This window comes from Desulfomonilia bacterium, from assembly GCA_036567785.1.
Lineage (GTDB): Bacteria > Desulfobacterota > Desulfomonilia > UBA1062 > UBA1062 > DATCTV01.
The window spans coordinates 19,183-40,784 of sequence record DATCTV010000010.1; the positions used below are offsets into that span (position 1 = coordinate 19,183).

Annotated in this window: 19 protein-coding genes; 15 read left to right on the forward strand and 4 right to left on the reverse strand. The window is 44.6% G+C overall.

Going from position 1 to position 21,602, the window contains the following annotated elements; translation table 11 throughout:
- Window position 1: 1 nt before the first annotated feature.
- The 5 genes from VIS94_02860 to VIS94_02880 all read left to right on the forward strand — a co-directional run bounded on the left by VIS94_02860 (window position 2) and on the right by VIS94_02880 (window position 5,045).
- Window positions 2-1,159 (forward strand): FAD-binding oxidoreductase, encoded by a 1,158-nt coding sequence (locus VIS94_02860; protein HEY9160013.1) that lies wholly within the window; start codon window positions 2-4, stop codon window positions 1,157-1,159.
- A gap of 104 nt (window positions 1,160-1,263) precedes the next feature.
- Window positions 1,264-1,455, forward strand: coding sequence for a hypothetical protein (locus VIS94_02865; GenBank protein ID HEY9160014.1), 192 nt, complete (start codon window positions 1,264-1,266; stop codon window positions 1,453-1,455).
- Window positions 1,456-1,492: 37 nt separating this feature from the next.
- Window positions 1,493-3,442: an aldehyde ferredoxin oxidoreductase family protein gene (locus VIS94_02870; protein ID HEY9160015.1), complete on the forward strand. Its 1,950-nt coding sequence runs from the start codon at window positions 1,493-1,495 to the stop codon at window positions 3,440-3,442.
- Between the two features lie 15 nt (window positions 3,443-3,457).
- On the forward strand, window positions 3,458-3,886 hold the full coding sequence (locus VIS94_02875) for a 4Fe-4S dicluster domain-containing protein (GenBank protein HEY9160016.1): 429 nt from the start codon (window positions 3,458-3,460) through the stop codon (window positions 3,884-3,886).
- An 88-nt stretch (window positions 3,887-3,974) separates the two neighbouring features.
- A complete protein-coding gene (locus VIS94_02880) occupies window positions 3,975-5,045 on the forward strand; it encodes a DUF763 domain-containing protein (GenBank protein HEY9160017.1) in 1,071 nt (356 codons plus the stop codon).
- Window positions 5,046-5,198: 153 nt separating this feature from the next.
- Here the strand turns inward: VIS94_02880 and VIS94_02885 are convergent, their stop codons facing one another.
- From VIS94_02885 to VIS94_02900, 4 genes are all read right to left on the reverse strand, one after another.
- Window positions 5,199-5,909 carry a hypothetical protein gene (locus tag VIS94_02885; protein HEY9160018.1) on the reverse strand — a complete coding sequence of 237 codons (711 nt, stop codon included), beginning with the start codon at window positions 5,907-5,909 and terminating at the stop codon, window positions 5,199-5,201.
- A gap of 385 nt (window positions 5,910-6,294) precedes the next feature.
- A complete protein-coding gene (locus tag VIS94_02890) occupies window positions 6,295-6,663 on the reverse strand; it encodes a molybdenum cofactor biosynthesis protein MoaE (protein ID HEY9160019.1) in 369 nt (122 codons plus the stop codon).
- 5 nt (window positions 6,664-6,668) lie between these two features.
- Window positions 6,669-8,075, reverse strand: coding sequence for a sigma-54 dependent transcriptional regulator (locus VIS94_02895; protein ID HEY9160020.1), 1,407 nt, complete (start codon window positions 8,073-8,075; stop codon window positions 6,669-6,671).
- Window positions 8,072-9,607: a PAS domain S-box protein gene (locus VIS94_02900; protein ID HEY9160021.1), complete on the reverse strand. Its 1,536-nt coding sequence runs from the start codon at window positions 9,605-9,607 to the stop codon at window positions 8,072-8,074. Before VIS94_02900 ends, VIS94_02895 begins: the two co-directional genes overlap by 4 nt.
- Before the next feature lie 106 nt (window positions 9,608-9,713).
- Between VIS94_02900 and VIS94_02905 the strand changes: the two genes are divergently transcribed.
- The 10 genes from VIS94_02905 (at window position 9,714) to VIS94_02950 (ending at window position 21,560) form a co-directional block, all read left to right on the forward strand.
- A complete protein-coding gene (locus VIS94_02905; protein HEY9160022.1) occupies window positions 9,714-10,250 on the forward strand; it encodes an O-acetyl-ADP-ribose deacetylase in 537 nt (178 codons plus the stop codon).
- The gene (kdsB, locus tag VIS94_02910; protein ID HEY9160023.1) at window positions 10,251-10,964 is read left to right on the forward strand and encodes a 3-deoxy-manno-octulosonate cytidylyltransferase; all 714 of its coding nucleotides are present in this window, start codon (window positions 10,251-10,253) and stop codon (window positions 10,962-10,964) included.
- Window positions 10,952-12,193, forward strand: a complete 1,242-nt coding sequence (locus VIS94_02915) for a 3-deoxy-D-manno-octulosonic acid transferase (protein ID HEY9160024.1) — start codon at window positions 10,952-10,954, stop codon at window positions 12,191-12,193. Before kdsB ends, VIS94_02915 begins: the two co-directional genes overlap by 13 nt.
- A gap of 231 nt (window positions 12,194-12,424) precedes the next feature.
- Window positions 12,425-13,300: a glucose-1-phosphate thymidylyltransferase RfbA gene (rfbA, locus tag VIS94_02920; GenBank protein ID HEY9160025.1), complete on the forward strand. Its 876-nt coding sequence runs from the start codon at window positions 12,425-12,427 to the stop codon at window positions 13,298-13,300.
- Window positions 13,301-13,408: 108 nt separating this feature from the next.
- Window positions 13,409-14,182, forward strand: coding sequence for an ABC transporter permease (locus VIS94_02925; protein HEY9160026.1), 774 nt, complete (start codon window positions 13,409-13,411; stop codon window positions 14,180-14,182).
- Window positions 14,179-14,925, forward strand: coding sequence for an ABC transporter ATP-binding protein (locus tag VIS94_02930; GenBank protein HEY9160027.1), 747 nt, complete (start codon window positions 14,179-14,181; stop codon window positions 14,923-14,925). Before VIS94_02925 ends, VIS94_02930 begins: the two co-directional genes overlap by 4 nt.
- A gap of 80 nt (window positions 14,926-15,005) precedes the next feature.
- Window positions 15,006-15,686 carry a class I SAM-dependent methyltransferase gene (locus tag VIS94_02935; GenBank protein ID HEY9160028.1) on the forward strand — a complete coding sequence of 227 codons (681 nt, stop codon included), beginning with the start codon at window positions 15,006-15,008 and terminating at the stop codon, window positions 15,684-15,686.
- A 136-nt stretch (window positions 15,687-15,822) separates the two neighbouring features.
- Window positions 15,823-19,323, forward strand: a complete 3,501-nt coding sequence (locus VIS94_02940; GenBank protein ID HEY9160029.1) for a glycosyltransferase — start codon at window positions 15,823-15,825, stop codon at window positions 19,321-19,323.
- 24 nt (window positions 19,324-19,347) lie between these two features.
- Window positions 19,348-20,454, forward strand: coding sequence for a UDP-N-acetylglucosamine 2-epimerase (non-hydrolyzing) (wecB, locus tag VIS94_02945; GenBank protein ID HEY9160030.1), 1,107 nt, complete (start codon window positions 19,348-19,350; stop codon window positions 20,452-20,454).
- Window positions 20,445-21,560, forward strand: coding sequence for a glycosyl transferase (locus VIS94_02950; protein ID HEY9160031.1), 1,116 nt, complete (start codon window positions 20,445-20,447; stop codon window positions 21,558-21,560). Before wecB ends, VIS94_02950 begins: the two co-directional genes overlap by 10 nt.
- Window positions 21,561-21,602: the final 42 nt, after the last annotated feature.

Genomic DNA, 21,602 nt, shown 5'->3' on the forward strand with positions numbered 1-21,602 from the left:
TATGGGATCTAAAGATATATTCAAGCAAATTGAGAATTATGATGAAATGCTGAAGGATACGGCAGTTCTTGAAAAATACGGATTTGATTACCAGACAAGAAAAGGCGAGGTGGAGAAGATAATCGACGAGCTTCATCCCGGAAGGCTTAATCTGGTTGTCTCTGAAATAAAAGAGGAAACGCCTAGCACAAAATCTATAAGGCTGGTTTCCGCCGACGGGTACCTTCCGCCCTTTCAGGCAGGACAGTACATCAATATGTTCGTCGATGTCGGCGGTATAAGGACAAGCAGGCCGTACAGCATTGCTTCGGCCCCGACGCAGAGCGGTTATTATGAGATTGCCGTCAGGAGGGTTGACGATGGTTTCGTATCGAATTATCTGCTTGATGAATTAAAGGTCGGGGCATTGCTCCAGTCTTCATCCCCTTCGGGCAACTTTCACTATAATCCTTTATATCAGGGCGACAACCTCGTGTTTATCGCGGGGGGCAGCGGGATCACCCCTTTCATGAGCATGATCAGGGAGATGGCGGACAGAAATACCTCCCGCAGGGTTCACATGCTTTATGGCAGCAGGGTTGAGGGGGACGTCATATATCATGATGAACTCAAAAGGATTGCAGCGGCGCACAAAAACTTCTCGTTCGATATTGTCGTTTCCGAGCCGTCAGAGGGCTATGCCGGGAAAAAAGGTTTCATCAATGCGGAACTCATTAAAGATTCGACATCTTCTGAAGACTGCACATTTTTTGTCTGCGGGCCCGAGGCGATGTATGATTTCTGCCTTGGCGAACTTGAAAAGCTTTCGATACCGCAACGAAAGATCAGGGTGGAGATTATGGGCGCTCCCAAAGATATTACCCTTCAGCCGGGCTGGCCTGCTGGAGTCAATGCAAAGGATGTCTTCAAGGTTCTCATCAAGGGTAAAAAAACCATAAAAGCCAGGGCCGGTGAACCTTTAATGTCATCACTGGAAAGGTCGGGTATTAATATTCCCGCATTGTGCCGCTCGGGCGAATGCAGCCTCTGCAGGACAAAACTCATATCAGGTAAAGTCTTTCAGCCGGACGGGGTCAAGCTCAGGAAGTCGGACAGGCGGTTCGGATACATTCATCCGTGCATGTCCTATCCGCTTGCCGATATTGAAATTATGCTTTGATGTATCGGGCAGTTCACCGTTAAAATAATGATTTATGAAACGCTTTACTGAAACGGTGAAATTGCATATATTACAGCGATAATTTGATCAGATAGGAGGATATTATGTCTGCTGTAACATCAAAAGATATAGAAATGGCACAGAAGTGTCTGACCTGTCCGGTCTGCAAGACGGCAAGAAAGAAACAGTCCGGCATCGCCTTCTGGTTTGTCAAGTCGATAGAAGGCAGCCTCTGTCCCAACTGCAAGGCCTATGAAAGGGTATACGGAAAGAAAGCACACGAACCTTTAAGATAATTGGGCATCCAACAGTAAAAGCGCAAGGGAGGAAAACATGGGTAAAGGTTATATGGGAAAAGTTTTATTTGTTGATCTGTCAAAAGGAGATTTCAAGGAAGAAACTATTCCGGACGAGGTTTACGAGAAATACCTTTCCGGTACTGGTCTGGCGGCTTATCTCCTCTATAACAGAATTCCCGCAGGGGCCGATGCGCTAGGTCCGGAGAATATCTTCGGGCTTATGTCTGGACTGCTCACCGGGACAGGGAGTCTGTTCACCGGCAGATGGATGGCTGTAGGAAAATCTCCTCTGACCGGCGGCTGGGGCGACGCCAATTGCGGAGGCCAGTTTTCTCCGGCTATTAAAAGGGCCGGATATGACGGAATATTATTTACGGGCATAAGCGAAAAGCCCGTTTATCTGTATATAGGCGAAGGCAAGATGGAATTGAGGGACGCATCCGGCCTCTGGGGAAAGGATGCCGTCGAGACCGAAGAGATGCTGCTTGAAGAGTGCGGCCATGACGCTAAAGTAGCATGCATAGGTCCGGCAGGCGAAAAGCTTTCACTTATAGCAGGCATATGTAATGACAAGGGCAGGATTGCAGCACGCTCCGGCCTGGGTGCGGTCATGGGATCAAAAAAGCTGAAGGCAGTCGTACTCGACGGCTGCAGGAGAATCCCGGTTGCCGACCGTGACGAGATGAAGAATCTGAGCAAGATATGCAGCAAATGGGTGGGCATGCAGCCCCCGTTTGTTCCCGGCAACATGACCGGCTTCATCGGCGCATTCATGCGCATACTTCCCACCCAGATGGCACAGGACGGTATGCTCTATAAGGTCATGCTCAGAAAATGGGGCACGGTAAGCATGAATCAGGTTTCCGCCGAGATGGGGGATTCACCGATAAAGAACTGGTCTGGCAGCAACAAAGACTTCGGCATGTCAAAATCAAAATACGTCAACCCGGATGTATATACGGATTGCGAGATGGTGAAATACCATTGCTACTCATGTCCTCTCGGCTGCGGCGGCATCTGCAAGATGACCGGCAAATTCAGTGAAACGCACAAGCCGGAATATGAGAGCGTTCTTGCTCTGGGCGGGCTTTGCATGAACGAGGATTCTGACAGCATATTCTATATGAATGAGCTTCTCAACCGTGCAGGCATGGACACGATATCGGCGGGCGGCACGGCGGCATTCGCCATTGAATGCTACGAGCGCGGCATACTTACAAAAGACGAGACGGACGGCCTGGAACTCAAATGGGGCAATACGGCTGCTATTGTTTCGCTGATAGAAAAGATGATCAAGAGGGAAGGGATAGGCGATCTACTTGCTGACGGATCAAAGGTCGCTTCTCAAAAGATCGGCAAAGGTTCAGAACGTTACGCCATACATGCAGGCGGGCAGGAGCTTGCAATGCATGACGGAAGGGGTGACCCGGGTTTCGGCCTGCACTACAGTGTCGATCCTACACCAGGCAGGCATACAATCGGGGCATGGCTGTATTATGAGATGTTCCAGCTCTGGAAAAAGGTCAAAAGCCTGCCCGCCGTCAAACCTCTTTATCACAAGGATGCAAAATACAAGGCCGATGAGGAAAAGGCGATATGGTCGAATGCATGCAGCAAGTTCATGAACGTACTGAACGGTTCGGGCGTATGCATGTTCGGGGCATTTATCGGAATAAAGCGGACCCCGACATTTGACTGGCTTAACGCGGCTACGGGTTGGAACAAATCGCCTGAAGATTATATGGAAATCGGCGAGCGCATTCAGACGCTTAAACAGCAATTCAACATAAAGCATGGCATCGAGCCCAAATCATTCAAAGCAAACGACCGTTCGCTTGGCATTCCACCGCTGCTGGAAGGCGCAAACAAGGGAAGGACTGTCGAGATAGACAAGCTCATGAAGGATTACTGGACTGCATTCGGATGGGATCCGGAAACCGGAAAACCGAAGGGTGAAACCCTTGCAAAACTGGGAATAGAATAAGAGGAGGATGGCCAGATGTCATATACGATTATTGAAGTCTGCAACGGTTGCGGTGCATGTAAGAGATTATGCCCGGCAAATGCCATAAGCGGCACGCAGAAAAGCCTGCATGTAATAGATGGCTCTCTCTGTATCGAATGCGGCGCCTGCGGCAGAGTCTGCCCCAAACAGGCTGTCAAGGACAGTCTTGGCAGGATATGCACTGCCGTAAAGAAATCGGAATGGGAAAAGCCGGTATTTGATCACAAGAAATGCAATTCATGCGTTATCTGCATTGATGCCTGTCCCACGGGTTGCCTTGCCATGTCAGGGGCCATGGGAAAAGACAAGCATGGTAAACCTTACATGAAAGACGACAAGGCCTGCATCGGCTGCGGTTTCTGTGCAGCTGAATGTCCGGTCGATGCGATAACAATGGCGAAGCCTGCAGCAAAGGCGGCGTAGCTTTAATTAAGAGGTGCACATCCCGTGCGGGATGTGCACCTTTCGATACTAATCATTATCATATCCTCTCAGTTCAATAATCAATCCTATGCGTACGGGAATAATGACTACACCGCTTCACGGGGGCAAGGCACCGGCATGGCTTTTTAAAAGGATGCAGGTGCTGGCCGGTGAGATTGTAAAGGCGATCATACTGGATTACGGGACAGACGAACTCCTGAAAAGGCTCTCAGAACCCTTGTGGTTTCAGGCGCTGGGTTGCGTTCTCGGATTTGACTGGCATTCAAGCGGTGTAACGACAACGGTATGCGGCGCGATCAAAGAGGGTATTGCAGGTTTTGAGCATGAAATCGGTTTTTATGCATGCGGCGGCAAAGGGGCCAGGTCAAGGCAGACTCCATTCGAAATTGAAATGCGGTGCGAAAGACTCGGGCAGGAACCCGCCCCTTTGGTGCGCGCCAGCAGACTCTCGGCCAAGGTTGACAACAACGCGCTTCAGGACGGCCATCAGCTTTACCACCACAATTTCTTTTTTGATTCATCGCTTACCTGGACCGTTGTACAGCAGGGCATGAACGAAGAGGCGCAAACCGCCCGCAGGTATCACTGGTATTCTCCTGCGCTGAAGGATTTTGTTGAGGAGCCTCACGCAGGGATAACCGCACAAACGGCCTTGCATACAGTCTATGATCTGACTGCAAAATCGAGCGTTGAAACCAGGGATGCATCTGTTGAAATACTTAAAGAGGGACCTGATTTTGTGATCGGCGAACTTAAGAAGGCGCGGGAATACAGCCTGCCTTTCAGGCATGAAGTAATGTTACGTGACATCAATCCTGAGAATATACGCAGGGTTCTCATTGAAACCTATGAACAGAATCCCACTGATTTTAGCTCTCTCATAGGGGCCAAAGGTGCGGGGCCGAAAACGATAAGGGCGCTATCTCTGCTTGCAGAGATTATACACGGGACTCAGGTCAGCCGCACCGACCCTGCTGTTTTTTCATTCGCGCATGGAGGCAAGGACGGCACTCCTTACCCTGTTGACAGAAAGAATTATGACCACTCGATAGAAGTTTTGAGAACAGCTGTAGAAAAAGCAAGGATCGGCGAGAAAGACAGACTTGACGCGATCAGGCGGCTTGCCTGCAAATTCTGATATGCATTAATTGCAACCTGATCTAGACAGATCAGGAATGTTAATTACGATTTTTTCCAACATAAGCTCTTTGCTACCTGAATAAAAAATAGACATCTGCAGGAGATGATAAGTTTCTGTGGTTTTATTAAACTGACAATCAATCGCAGTTATCTATAAATTATTTCTAGGGAGTTCAATAACCATATTGACTCCATCTTTCTTGAAAAGACTTGCAGGATAATTCATTATCTTACCTAATTTTTCCACTTCAATTGTTGTCTTCATTTTTTCCGCATCTTTTTGTTTCAGACCTGTAATATTGGAATGGATTACAAATCCCTTATATCTGCTTACTGGATTAATTAAATAATCCTGATCCAAAGAGGCGGAATACATTGCCAAATCATCCAAATACCGAGTAGTCCCAGTTTCCATCATTGGTTTCATTCGACTGTAGGCATTCTCGATCATGGCTTGTCTCTTGTTGAAATCAAGGTTTATCATAACAAGCTCATCGCTTATTTCACGAGGCCAATTGATTTTGATAGTCCTTCTAGGTATTTTAATTGTTCCATTTTCATCCGTCCTCAACCAATATGTTTGTTCATACTTATTATTAAAATTTGTTTCAATATTAGGTATGAACAGAATAATTGTATATGTAATATGTTCTGATGAAAGCATATAAAGAACCGGGACATTTCTGATTGGCTCTTTGGTAATTTCATCAACCACCTTGATAGTAATCGGCCTTACAGCAATGCTGTTTTTTATCCAGGGTATTTCAATGTTAAGAAAATAATTGTTTTTAGCTTCCCAGTATACAAAGAAACAGCTCAATAGGATTACAATTCCGATAACAATCTTTTTTCGGAGCATCATTTATTATCTTATTCTCCCTGTACGAATGCCTCGAACCCTTTAAAACCAGTTTGCTTCTGAAATCCTTAAATAGCATATGCGATCACTCATGAAAAAGAGTAATTTGTTACAACAAACAATAACTTCATTTAGAATACATAATAATTAAAGGTCTCCTGAAGTAATATGCATTATTGTTGATCATCTACAGAGTATCTCTTCTGGCACGTCATCATCAAATACTTGCCCTTCGGGAAAGTCCAGATATCTTGAGGTTATCCAAGATCGGCTTGTACTCAATATATCCACATAAGACCATAGGTATCGGCTTTCAGATTGAAAGACAAAGTCAGATCTTCACGGGTTGATCTATAAGATAGGATACAGATTTTAAATTTTTGATATTTCAGACAAAATGTTCGGTCTTGCTGGTTACGGTTTTCTTTACGGTATTGAGTGTGTCCGTGAGCACAGGGATCACATTTTCCCTTATATCGCCTGCGACCGCGATCAGCAGCAGGTCGTCTCCCACTTTCAGTTCGCCCTCGTTCACATGGACGAGTATCTCAAATATACCGGGCCGAGATTTCTGGGCTGTTATAATGTCATCAAGTTTTTTTCTGTCTGCCGTAACTGCCACACCCCTTACTTTTCTGCCGTCACGCGAGGTTCCCCTGACTATCCCGTTATGGCAGAGTATCATACCCACTGAATCCGCTCCTGGCATGGCCTTTATCTTGTTAACCATTTCATCAAGTGATGTTTGTTTTTCCATCAGTATTACCTCTTCTTTTTGATGAGTCCCAATTCATCGGCTTTGAGGTAGAATGTTTTATAATTCATTCCAGATTCACGCGCGGCCTCTGCTATTACCCCATCGTGTTTTTCAAGGAGTTCGCATATGAATTTATATTCAAAGTTATCAAGCAGCTTCTTTTTCTGTTCATGGTAATTACCTGAAAGCTTCTCTCTGGATGAAGAGACTGTTTCAGTCTCCGATGTACTGACATTATCCTGGTTCAGTATAAATGGGAATCCTTCGATGTAGCCCGCCTGTGCCGATACGATCGCCCGCTGGACGACATTTTCCAGTTCGCGGACATTGCCGGGCCAGGGATATTTCATCAGTTCATCTATGGCACGGGGGGTTATTCCCTTAAGCGCGGGGTTGAGCTTCCTGCCGTACTTGTTGATGAAGTGGCCGACAAGCATCGGGATATCTTCAGTACGCTGCCTGAGCGGAGGTATCATAATGGGGAAGACGCTTATCCTGTAATAGAGGTCTTCCCTGAAGAGCTTTTCCTTTATCATGTTCTGAATCGGCCGGTTCGTTGCGCAGACCAGCCTGAAATCGAGCTCCACCTCTTTGTTGCTGCCGAGCCTGGTGATGCATCCGTCCTGCACCACCCTTAATATCTTGGCCTGCAGGCCGGTCGGTATGTCGCCTATTTCATCAAGAAATAGCGTTCCTGTATGCGCCTTCTCAAAACGGCCTATCCTCTGGCTGAGCGCTCCGGTGAAAGCGCCCTTTTCATGGCCGAAAAATTCGCTTTCCAGAAGGTTTTCCGGGACTGCTGCACAGTTTATCGTGACAAAAGGCCTGCCCCTGCGCGTACTCCTGTGATGGATGGAGCGGGCTACAAGTTCCTTCCCTGTCCCTGTTTCTCCGAGTATCAGAACAGTGAGGTCGGTATCTGCAGCCATGATTATCTGGTCATAGACTTTCTGCATCAGCGGGTGCGCCCCGATAATCTGGTCAAGCCCCTGTCCGTGCTGCTGCAGCTGGCCTTTGAGTTCGAGATTTTCCTTCAGGATTTCCTGCTGTCTGATTATCTTTGTCAGTGCTATTTCCAGCGTATCCATGTTGAAGGGTTTTTCAAGAAAATCATACGCGCCGTATCTCATGGCCTCAACCGCGAGCGAGACATTTCCAAATGCCGTGACGACGACGACATATGTTCCGGGGTGCTTTTCATTGATTTTCTTAAGGAGTGCCATGCCGTCCATACGCGGCATGCGCATGTCCGTTATCACTATGTCGAAGGATTCCAGTGACATTTTATCAAGCGCTTCCATGCCGTCGCAGGCGGTGCTGATCTCAAAACCCGGGTGAGCGTGCAGGAGCGCCTCCTTGAGCTGTTCGACAAATACCTCTTCATCATCAACAAGCAGAACTTTTTTGGTCATAATGCGGGCTCCGTATATTTAGAGTTTCTAATGGTCTTCGTCGGATCAAGCGGCAGTCTGATAACAAACTCGGCGCCTTTCTTCGGGATATTACGGGCAAAAACATAGCCGCCGTGTGCCTCGACTACTTTATGGACAAGCGATAGTCCGAGGCCTGTTCCCCTCTTCTTGGTAGTGAAAAACGGCTGGAATACTTTTTTGAGATCTTCCTCGGAAATTCCGGGGCCTGTATCGCTGATGCTGATTTCCAGCGCATCCGATATTACAGGACCACTCTCCGTTTCAAAGCCGTGAGATTCAAGCATGCGTGTCTTGAAAGACAATACCCCTCCCGACGGCATTGCATCCATTGCGTTGTCCAGGATGTCTTCTATCGCCTGTCTTAATTGTATGCCGTCCGCGATGACGGAATCGGCTCCGGCATCGTAATCGGTTTTAACCTTTATGTTCCTTTCATTCAGTTCAGCCTCATGGTTGAATATAAGACCGTCTATAATGTTACCTACATGATAGGCCTTGAGTTTGAGCTTTCCGGACCTGCTCCAGTCAAGCACCTCTGTTACGAACCGCTCCAGGTTTTCAATTCCCTGATTGACGCCTTCAAGTATCTTTTTCTGCTTTTTATCGAGCGATATGGAAAATGAGAACAGCTCAAGGCCGGTCTTGATTTTCTGCAGGGGATTCCTGACCTCATGCGCGACATGGGCGCTCATCTCTCCTAGAATCGCCATTTTCCTTGTTTCTGCAAGTTCGCGTTCCATGCGTTTTCTCTGGGTGATGTCACGAATGATATTCTGGGTTGCCACGCTGCCTTCATATTCGATTAAAGCGGGTGTAATTTCAAAATCACCCCAGGTGCCGTCTTTGGCCATAAATGATATTTCATACTGGTCAGGCACCTTCTCGCCCCTTATGCGCCTGACATAGCGGTCCTCTATAAATTCTGCTAGTTCGGGATGCACGATATCACGCAGACCCATGTTGATGAGCTCTTTTTCCGAATAGCCAAGCATCTCTATGAACTTGTGATTCGCATACCGGAAATAATGATCCTGATAGACAAATATTCCGTCATTGGCCTTTTCTACGAGTATCCGATATTTCTCTTCGGAGACCCTGAGCTTGTCCCGCACAAGGTTTATAGGCCTCAGATCACGGAATATATTCATCGTAGCAACCGGGACGCCGCGTTTGTAAATATAAGAAACCGAGAGTGAAATCGGGATGAGTGTTCCGTCTTTTGCATAAAGGGTGGTTTCCTCTCCGACAAGCTTGAGAGGTTTGTCCGCGGTCCCTTTATTCAAGATCGAGAGGATTCTTTCCTGCTCTCCCTGCCCCATGAAGTGCCTGAATGAGACCTTTTTGTTGAGCAGGTCCACTGAATTGTAACCGGTCATTTTCTGGGCTGCTTCATTGAAGATCAGGACGTAGCCTTCTATATCCGTTGCAATGATGGCGTCGCTTGAATTGTCGATCAGGCTAAGGAGAAAATCTTCTTCGAGTTTATATAGTTTTTTTATTTTGCCGTCCAACTCTCAAACCCCTTCAGATTTATCGGAAAACTATATCAGTAATTTGCAATGAAGACAAATTAGGGATAAAAGTTCAGGAAACCATCCTGACTGACGGGAGGACTCTATGGAATACATTCCGGGCGGAAGAAAAATAGAACTCGTAAAAGGGGATATTACGGCTCAGGATACCGAAGCAGTCGTCAACGCCGCCAATAACCAGCTTGCACCGGGCGGTGGTGTGGCAGGCGCCATACACCGGGCGGCGGGTCCGGAATTGTGGAAAGAGTGTTCAAAACTTGGCGGTTGTCCGACAGGGGAAGCCCGCATCAGCAAAGGATATAATCTGCCTAACCGCTATGTCATACATACCGTGGGCCCGGTTTACAGAAATTCACCTGATGATCCTTTACTGCTTGCTTCATGTTACCGCAGCTCCCTTGAGCTGGCTGAAAGAAACGGTATAAAAACTATTTCCTTCCCGGCCCTTTCAACCGGGATATTCGGCTATCCTGCAGGAGATGCGGCAAAGGTTGCATTAAGTACGATTATTGATTACCTGAAGAAATCAACGGTTATTACACTCGTGCGGATGGTTCTGTATGATGAAGCGTCGTTAAGGGTTCATGAAGAAGTGCTGAAAGATCTGACTGGGGGGAAGTGAATGAAAATTGTCGCCGTAATACCGGCCAGGTATGAATCCACAAGATTCCCCGGCAAGCCGCTTACCGATGTATGCGGCAAGCCGATGATTGAGCGTGTTTATGAGCAGGCCGCCAGGATAAAAGGGATTGAGAGCGTCATTGTCGCAACCGATGATGAAAGAATAATGAACGCGGTCAGAGGCTTCGGCGGCAACACGGTCATGACCGGCAAAGAATGTGCATCCGGGACTGACCGGGTGGCGGAAGCAGTCAAGGATATTGATGCGGATGCGGTTATCAATGTCCAGGGTGATCAGGTAATATTGGATTGTGATGCCATTGCAGGCCTTGTTGAATGCATGGCCGGCGGCGAGAAAATGGCGACGATCGCAGTGCCTGCAATGCCTGAAGACAGGGATGATCCCAACATTGTAAAGGTTGTCTGTTCAATAAAAGGTTATGCACTTTATTTTTCGCGCTCCACGATTCCCTACGAAAGAAGCTCAGGCCATTACCGTATGCTCAAACATGTAGGGATTTACGGGTATACGAAAGAGACACTGTTCAGGTTCAAGGAACTGCCCCAGTCGCCGCTCGAGATGAGCGAATCGCTTGAACAGCTGAGGGCTCTTGAAAACGGCATACCGATAAGGGTAGTTGTGGCTGAAGGCGAGTTCCACGAAATCAACACCGAGCAGGACAGGCAGAGGATAATCAGTACATGGCCCGTCTGATTCTGTTAATATACCGCATACTTGCCTGGATAGCTCTGATTCCGCTGTGCGTGGCAGTCAGGAATCATCCGAACTTTAAAGGCACAATTGCTTCAAGGCTTGGTGCTGAAATGCCGCCCGCGCCGGGTGAAAGAAAACTTATCTGGCTTCACTGCGCTTCCTTAGGCGAGGTAAAGGCGGCGGAACTTCTGATAGATGCCTTGAAGAAGGTCAGGCCTGATATTTTGATATATGTGTCGTCAATGACCGTGACCGGCCGTGATGCTGCATGTAAAATAAAGGGAATTGATCATGTGTTTCCTTTTCCTTTCGATCTTGCACCGGTTATCAGACTTTTCCTGAAGCATCTCATGCCTTCAGCGCTTGTAATAATGGAAACCGAAATATGGCCCAACCTTCTGAACGAAGCACGGAATAAAAATGTACCGGTAGTCTTCGTCAATGCGCGGATGTCCGGGAAGTCGGTTCGGAATTTTAAGATCATTAAACCTCTGACATCTGTGATTTTAAAGAATGCGACTGTTCTTGCCATTTCAGATGCCGATGCAGAAAGGTTTGCTTCAATCGGGGCGGGACACGTTAAAGTAATTGGAAACATCAAATTCGATGCCGTTAAATCGGCTGATACCTCAAAAAGAAAGAAATTAAAGGAAAGCATAAATGCCGATGGCAGGCCTGTTTTTATAGCCGGAAGCGTAAGGGAAGGGGAGGAGAGATTCGTTGTCGATGCAGTCAGATATGCTTCGTCAAAAATCCCCGGGCTTATATCGATTGTAGCACCACGCCATTCGGGCAGTGTGGGATTATTGGGTGAGATGCTCAACGCTTCGGGGATTTCATTCGCTCTGAGAAGCAGCGGGAATACAGCGGATATAATTATTGTCGATACGATGGGAGAGTTGTTCAACCTGTACGGGGCATCCGATGTCGCATTTGTGGGGGGCAGCCTTGTTGATCTGGGCGGCCAGAATATACTCGAACCCATTGCATGGGGTGTACCTACAATCCACGGGCAGTATATGTCGAATTTCAGATGGGCCCTTGATGTTGTGAGCGGCTCAACTGTTGAAATTGACAACCCGGATAAGCTTGGAACTGCAATCATTGACGTACTCGGTAATCCCAGCATCTTTAAGGCAAAGGCGGACGAAGCTTTGCATTTGATATCAAAGCTAAGGGGAATATCGATGAAATATGCTGAAAATATCGCATTATCCCTGAACAAATGAGCATGATAACAATGTGTTGCGGGATTATAAAAGACCTGTTATTCGTTTTTATGGTTATATTTCTGAACGCTTAAATTTTGTTTGAATTAATGGGAAAAATCATAAAACAACTTGCTTCAAAATTGAATGAAAAGTCATGGTATTTCACCATGATCGACGGAGTTTTTGTTAATGTGCAATAAAGAACTTTTCAAAAAATAAATCTGAAAAATACATAAACAGGAAGAAAAAATGATTAAAAAAGGCATTATATTGGCAGGCGGGTCAGGAACAAGACTTTATCCTGTTACAAAGGCAATAAGCAAACAGCTGCTGCCGGTTTATGACAAGCCCATGATCTATTATCCTTTGAGTGTTCTCATGCTTGCCGGCATAAGGGATATTCTTGTCATCAATACCCCGCACGAACAGTTTCTCTTCAAGAATCTTCTGGGCGACGGAAGCCAGTGGGGTATAAACATAAGCTATGCGGTTCAGCCGAATCCCGAAGGAATTGCCCAGGCTTTTATCATAGGGAGGAACTTCATAGGAAATGACGGATGTACATTGATTCTTGGTGACAACATTTTCTACGGTCATGACCTTATCAAGGGGTTGAAGCAGGCAGCTAATCAAAAAGACGGTGCAACGGTTTTTGCCTACTGGGTCAAAGATCCTGAACGTTATGGGGTCGTTGAATTCGATGAAAAAGGCCTGGCGGTTTCAATTGAGGAAAAGCCGGAAAAACCGCGTTCTCATTATGCCGTCACAGGACTTTATTTTTATGACAATTCCATTGTAGATGTTGCGGGTAAACTTAAGCCTTCTGCAAGAGGCGAGCTTGAAATAACGGATGTAAACAGGGAGTATCTTAAAAGAGGTCTCCTTAAGGTGGAGACTCTGGGGAGAGGATTTGCCTGGCTTGACACGGGTACATATGAATCACTCTTGCAGGCGTCCGATTATATCGGGACAATCCAGGAAAGACAGGGACTGATGATAGCCTGTCCCGAAGAGATAGCATACAAGTCGGGCTGGATAGATAAGGATAGAGTTCTGGCCCAGGCTGAACCTCTGAAGAAGAACAGCTACGGTAAATATTTAATCGACCTCATCAATAACGAATAGGCCTGGCTGGAAGTGATTAAGATTTTCAGGCCTAATTGTTATCTGGACTGTTTTTTCGAGCGGGCATTTTTCACGTTAAATTATCAATAAAACAAGAAGAGGTGTTATGTGATTCAAAAACGTGAGATACGTCATATCATTGACCTCATAGTCGTTCTGACTCAGAAGGAAATGAAGGTCAGATATAAGAATAATTTCCTGGGCTATCTCTGGTCTATTCTCAATCCGCTTGCCTTTGCATTTGTATTCTTTGTTGTCTTCAAGGTTGTCATGCGCATACAGATGGAAGACTATACATTGTTTCTGATAGCAGGACTTTTCCCGTGGCAATGGCTGTCGAATTCAATGAACATGTCGCCCACGGTCTTTCTGGTTAACGCATCCATCATTAAAAAAGTTAATTACCCGAGGAATGTCACTCTTCTTGCCGTCATACTACAGGATATGATTCATTTCATTCTGGCAATTCCGGTGATTATTTTTTTCATGTTTGTCTATCATAAAATCCCTTACCTTTCATGGATTTATGGCATCCCCCTTCTCTTGATTATTCAGCTTTTATTGAGTTATGGCATATGCTTGGCTATTTCATCGATAAATCTCTTTTTCAGGGATCTAGAAAGGCTCACAACCATATTCACCATGTTTCTCTTTTATTGCACGCCAATCATTTACCCCGAAACGATGATTCCTGAAAAATATAAATATCTGTTAAATTTCAACCCTATTGCCCCTTTGATGGTCAGCTGGAGGAATCTTTTCCTGAACGGCACATTGAACCTGGAATCTATCGCAGTAAGTTTTGCCTATAGCCTCATCGCGTTCGGAATCGGCCATTATATATACAGCAAACTTGTCTGGAGATTTGCGGAGATACTATGAACAGCCCTGTAATCAATTTTGAAAAGGTCAGCAAAACATATCCCCTCTATCATCACATAACCGGAGGGATTAAGAATTTTCTTTTTCATCTGCCGAATGCAATAAATTCCATGCGGAAATTCAAGTTCGAAGCGCTCCATGACATAACCTTTAGTGTCAATAAAGGAGAAAGCATCGGCATAATCGGGAGAAATGGAGCAGGCAAAAGCACAATACTCGGCCTTATGGCAGGTGTTCTGAAACCTACTGGGGGTCGCGTTACAATCAAAGGAAAAGTAGCCCCTTTGCTGGAGCTTGGCGGAGGGTTTCATGCCGAGTTGACAGGACGTGAAAATATTATCCTTAATGGCATCCTCCTGGGTATGACAAAGTCTGAAGTGAAAAGAAAGATGGATGTGATAATTGAGTTTTCTGAACTCGCTGGTTTTATAGAACAGCCGATCAGGATGTATTCTTCAGGTATGCTTGCCAGGCTCGGCTTTTCAGTGATAGCGAATCTTGAACCTGACATACTTCTGATTGATGAAATACTGGCAGTCGGCGATAAGGATTTCCAGAAAAAATGCCTTGAAAAGATGCAGGAATTCAAGAAGTTGGGAGTGACTATAGTACTCGTTTCACATAACATGGGAGATGTCGAAATGATGTGCGACAGGGCAATATGGATTGAGGATCATTACCAGAAAATGGACGGACATCCTTCCGAGGTTATTCAGAACTATTTAAATCCCGAAACTTCCTGAAAAATTGATGGGGTTATTTTATCCGATATTAAAATCTGAAAACTATAAAGCCTGCATGAATCAGTGGTAATGGAGAAATAGTGAATAATACCCCGGATATAAATACGAAAGAATACTGGGATACACGATTTGAAAAAAACTGGGAGTTGTGTGGCGGTAGGGAACAGTCACGCTTTTTTGCACGGCTGGTGGTTGATAATCTGCCGTCCTGGTTCATGGATCAATTAAAATCAGGGCATCTGACCTTCCTGGACTGGGGCTGTGCACAGGGAGACGGTACGGCAATCTGGACGGACTTTATTGACGGCGGACAAATAACGGGTATTGATTTTTCAAGGACAGCAATAGAGAAAGCTGCCAGAAATTATCCGGATATATGTTTCATAAATGAAGACTGGCTGAAGGACAGTGAAGAAAAGATAAAATATCATGATATTGTCTTCTCCTCGAATACCCTTGAACATTTCCGGAATCCATATGATGTACTTAATACTTTGAGTCTGCATGCAGGAAAAGCCATTGTGCTCATATTACCGTTTCGTGAGACTGACAGGATTGAAGAGCACCTCTATACATTCACAGATGAGAACATCCCGAAAAGTTTGCAGAATGGTTTCAGACTCTTCTGGTCCAAAGTGATTGATTGCAGACAGATTCCCGGTTCTTTATGGCACGGGGAGCAGATTGTTTTAATATATGCAGATGAACATTGGATTGACAGCTTGGGAATTCCGGTAAAAAAAATCCTCGAAGGAAAGTAAAGCATTGCGCATCAAGCCTGATAAAACATGCGAGAGTGAAACCAGGAAAGCGATTATGTATTATCACAAGTTTAAAGATTTGCTGTTTGATGATCCTCAGAAATTGTTTTTACTTTGGAGGCAGAAAGGAATAGGTATGCTCTTTTTAAATAAGTTCAGAAAACTTACATCCCTGAGAATCGGCAAAATTGTAAATAGCAATAATTTCCCATGTTCCAATATCATGTTCCTGAAAAACATTGAGATTGATGTCATTGATACTGATTTCCCGGTTGAAAACATAAAAGTTCCATTTTCTATGATAACAACGATAAAGAATGAGAGCGCAAACATAGTTGAGTTTTTAAAGAGTATAGAGTCACAGAGTCTGATACCTGAAGAACTGATAATAGTTGATGGCGGGTCAACAGATGGAACCGTCGATCTCGTAAAGGAATTTATAGATAATTCAAGCCTGAATGTTGTTTTCATGGAGCATCCCGGGATCAACATTGCCGCCGGAAGAAACATGGCAATAAACGAGGCTGGAAATGAAATACTTGTCCTCACAGATGCGGGCTGCAAACTGGATATGAACTTCTGCAAGAACCTTGTTGGTTCATTCATGGCTGATGACAGGGCGGACATGGTAGGCGGTATATACAAACCGATTGTCAAGACCGACTATGCAAATTTCTTTATTCCCGACTGGAATAATATGGATTGGCAGGAATTTTTGCCTTCGGCCAGGTCTCTTGCAATAAAACGTTCTATTGCACTCGATATCGGAGGATTTCCTGAATACCTTACTTTGACCGGGGAGGATACATTATTTGATGTAGACTACAGAAGGGCTTCAAAAAAATGGGTATTCAATAAAAAAGCCTTTGTATCCTGGAGCGGGCCGCTCACCGAACAGGCTGCATGCAAGGTCGCTTATACGTACGGGAAAGGCGACGGAGAAAGCGGAGTGGGCGACTACAGATTTGCAAATATGTTCTATGACAAAATAATGCATTATAAACATCATGGAGATACAGATATTCCGAACCCGATAATGAAAAGTATGTTCATGGGTTATATGGATGGCTGTAAAATGAGAGCCAAAGCAGAAATAGAAAAGAGAAAAATAAGCGGAGTCGTCCTGATATTATCAATAAAGTCTCTTTCAAATAAGGACAAAACAAAAGTCGAAGCGATCAAAAGCCTGATTTCGAGTAACTATAAGGTGTTTTTTGTTAATGTGAACAAGGGAGCTGGTCTGAAAAAAGATAACTGGTTTGATGTGGACTACTCCTTGCTTGAACTGGCATCTGTCAAAGATTTCGACTGGGAAAATTTTATTGAGGAATATTATGCAAGGATTCCTGAAAAGACACTTGTTGTAAATCCTGAATGGCATCCTCTTCTGGGATCGTTACTGGATAAATTAAAATCAAAGTCGGGGAACGGTATAAAAGTTGTTTCCAGTTTTGGTGATGTTTATGGAAGTTTGAAGGAAATCGCACCTGCTCATAAAGGAAACAACGCCTTGAAAGAAGAAACAGCAACAGATACTGCTAAAGAGAACGTTAATTTTTCCGGATTCGGAAAGGTTGGTAATCGTCTTCAGCTTGTTTATCAAAAGCTTATGAAGGTTAAACTTTACGGGGCCATGTTTTATTCCCACACGAAAACTTTCGGATTTAAAGAGACACTGTATAAAAGCATGAGGAAATTGGGATTCAGTGTAAACTTCAATTATAGACCGTTTAATCCAAAGTTGTTTCTAAAGCCGTCTGTTTTAAAATCAAACAACAGCAATATGCCGGATATTATAAGTTTTCCCATAATGCCATGGTTTTCCAGAAAACAGAGATCGCAACAGCTGCTGACCAGGTTTGCAGAGAATGGGACCAGGGTATTCCGGATTGACAGGGATTTCCTGGTTGGCAAAAGAGAATATAAATATAGTCTGCTGGAAGTGCAGAAAAACATACTGCAGGTCACTTTAAGCAGTAACAGGAAATTGAGCATTTATACGGATAAAATCGGTGATGATTCTTTAGGCGGGATGCTGGAGTCTATTGATCAATTGAAAACGGATTTCATGATTGGTGAAGCAGTCTGTATAGTTGAATTGCCATTCTGGTATCCCATAGCGAAAAAATTAAAAGAGAAGTATGGCTGGAACATAATATACGACTGCATGGACGAGCATGAGGGTTTTTCCACCAACAATCAAGCCATGCTTTCGGATGAATCGGAAATCGCCAGAGAGGCTTCATTTGTTACTGTTTCTTCTAAATACCTTATGGATAAGATGAGCAGATACAACCGGAACTGTTTTCTGATTCGAAACGCAACGGATTTTAACCACTTCAGCTATCTGCCTCAAAATGACCTGTTAAAGAAAGTTCGGAAGCCTATTATAGGATATTACGGTGCAATTTCAGACTGGTTTGATATTGATCTGATTGTTTATGCGGCATCAGAAAGGAAAGACTGGAATTTTGTTATCATAGGAGGAAACGATAGCTGCATCGACTTAAGCCTTCTTGAAAAGCTTCCCAATGTGAAGCTGCTGGGAGAGAAATCCTATTCTGAACTTCCCAAATATTTGTACTGGTTTGATGTCTGTATCATACCTTTCAAATTGACAAAACTCACTGAGGCAACAAATCCGGTAAAATTATATGAATATCTCAGTTCGGGCAAACCTGTTGTCTCAACGATGCTTCCTGAATTAATGCTTGTCTCTGAGTACCTGTACCTGGCCGGGGACAAGGATGACTTTGTAGCCAAGATCGATAACGCTTTGAATGAAAGTGATTTTAACCTGGTGGAAAAGCGCATACAAATGGCAAAAGAAAACACCTGGGAAACGAGATATAAAGACTTATATCAGGCTGTCCGGAATTTGTATCCGACCGTAAGCATAATAATTGTCACATATAATAACCTTAATCTGACAAAGGCTTGCATAGAGAGCATATATGCGAATTCTCACTATCCGAATCTGGAGCTTGTCATTGTTGATAATAATTCCTCAGACGGAACCAGGGATTACTTGATTGGAATTCAAAATACCTATGATAATATTTCTTTGATACTCAATGATGAGAACAGGGGATTTGCTGCTGCAAACAACCAGGGAATCAGGAAATCATGTGGAGAAAATATTATTCTTCTCAACAATGACACAGTAGTCACGCCGGGATGGATATCGAAGCTGAATCATTATCTTAAAGATAAAAGCACAGGAATGGTTGGTCCTGTCACCAATATGTGCGGAAATGAAGCAATTATAAATGTTCCTTATGACGTCAGTACGTTGGAAGGTTTTGATGAGTTTATAAATTCATTTTATAAGCGCAGCAGGAAGGGAGATTCATTTGAGATAGATATGCTGTCGATGTTCTGTGTGGCAATTAGAAGAGAAACAGTAAATGAAATAGGTTTCCTTGATGAAAGGTTCAAAACCGGGATGTTCGAGGATACAGACTACTCATACAGAATAAAAGAGAAGGGGTATAAGATCATCTGTGCAAGAGACATATTCATACATCACTGCTGCCGTGCCTCTTTCGGTAAATTGCCTTCAAACGAGTACAATAGGATCTATGAAGAAAACAGAATTAAATTCGAAGAAAAATGGTCAATAAAGTCAAAATACTGACCTGAAGATAGAAGAATAAATGTTATGATAAAAACAATGTGCGTTATGGGAACACGACCCGAGGCGATTAAAATGGCCCCGGTCATTCACGCGTTAAGAGATGATGCAAGTTTTAAAGTAACCGTTCTGGCAACGGCTCAGCATCGTCACTTGCTTGATCAGGTACTTTCCTTATTCGATATCAAGCCGGATATAGATCTTAATATCATGAAGCCTAATCAGGCATTGTCAACCTTGACGGCAAAGCTACTTCTTAACCTCGATAAGGTGCTTCAATCTGAAAAGCCTGATATTGTACTTGCGCAAGGGGATACGACAACTGTTATGTCCATAGCGCTGGCATGCTTCTACCAGCGGATTCCTTTCGGTCATGTTGAAGCGGGATTAAGGACATGGGATATGGCAAATCCGTTTCCCGAGGAGATGAACAGGGTTGTTGCCGGGCGGCTTTCCAGATGGCATTTTGCTCCTACCCAGAGTGCAAGGCAGAATCTATTGCGTGAAGGGGTATCTGATAAAGATATAACCGTAACCGGCAATACTGTGATCGACGCTCTCCTGAGTGTCGCTGAAAGAGATACTGAACTGCCTGTTGGAATCGATCCTGAAAAACGCCTGATTTTAATGACAGCCCATCGTCGTGAAAATTTCGGGGAACCGTTTGAAAATATCTGTGGTGCAGTGCTCACCCTGATGGATAATAATCCTGATATTCAGGTCCTGTACCCTGTTCATCCCAATCCTAATGTGAAGAGCATAGCCCACAGGCTGCTGGGAAACAATAAACAGGTAATATTATGCGAACCTCTGGATTATCTGCCGTTCGTTGCTTCAATGAAGAAGGCCTATCTGATATTGACTGATTCAGGCGGTGTCCAGGAAGAGGCGCCCGCCCTGGGTAAGCCTGTCCTTGTTTTAAGGCAGGAAACAGAACGCCCTGAAGCTGTGAACGAAGGGGTCGTGAAGCTGGTTGGAACGGATAAAGAGGCTATTGTCTCTGAAACACAGAGACTGCTTGATGACAGGAATGCCTATAGAGCTATGGCTCGCGGGGTTTCACCCTATGGAGATGGCCGGGCAGCCGGCCGTATAGTGAATGTACTGAGAAATTATTCCCCGTCATGCGCCTGATCTATCTCTCTCCTTTGCCATGGTGCAGCTTCACTCAGAGGCCGCATGAATTTGTCTTGTATTTTCATAAAGTCACAGAAGGAAAAGTTCTCTGGGTGGATCCTTACCCGGCACGGCTGCCGAAGCTCTCAGACATTAACCGTTTAAAAGGAAACATGGGGCTCTTCATCAGACCGGAGCCTGCCTGGTTAACCGTGTTGAAGCCCAGAGCGCTGCCTTTTGAACCATTGCCTTTGATTTCAAATATTAATAAAATTTTCTTCAGACCGGTTGTAAACAGAGCAAAAGAATTTGCAAAATCAGATAAGACTGCCATTGCTTTTGGGAAGCCGTCTGCAATGGCGGTTGAGCTTTTAGATATTATTGATGCAACATGGTCGTTGTATGATGCCATGGATGATTTCCCGGCATTTCATACAGGGCTTGCTCATAGGTCAATGGAATATCACGAGAACATCCTGGCCCGGAGAGTATCTCAACTTATCGTTTCTTCTTCGAATCTGGTTCAAAAGTTTGCGAATCAATCACTGTCATCCACATTGATCAGAAATGCTTTCAGCAGAAACCTACCTATGCCTGGCATTAGGAAAAAGACTCATACGCGACCCCGGATCGGCTATGTCGGAACACTGAGCGGATGGTTTGACTGGGAACTGCTGACCTGCCTGGCAAATGACAATCCGGGATGCGATTTTATACTTATAGGCCCTTTGCTTGAGAGCTCAGTACAGGATTTGCCCGCTAATGTTTTCATAAAGCCGCCGCTAGAGCATAATTCTGCGATGATTGCCATGTCAGAGTTCGACGCCGGTATAATTCCATTTAAAAAAAATAAACTTACAGAATCAGTTGATCCGATCAAATATTATGAATACCGCGCATTAGGCCTGCCTGTAATAAGCAGTGCGTTTGGAGAAATGAAACTGCATAAAGAAGAAGGAGTGTTTCTTGTTGATGACTATTCTGATTCAAGAGCCGCCATTTCCAATGCATTGAATTTTAAAAGTGATGAAGAATCGATTATGGCGTTCCGAGACAATAATTCCTGGGATAAAAGGTTTGAAGCTGCCGGTTTGTTCAAGGGACTTGACAGTATTTCTGATTAAAACAGTAACCTGCAAACGAAGGTTTAAACAATAAACTCCTAT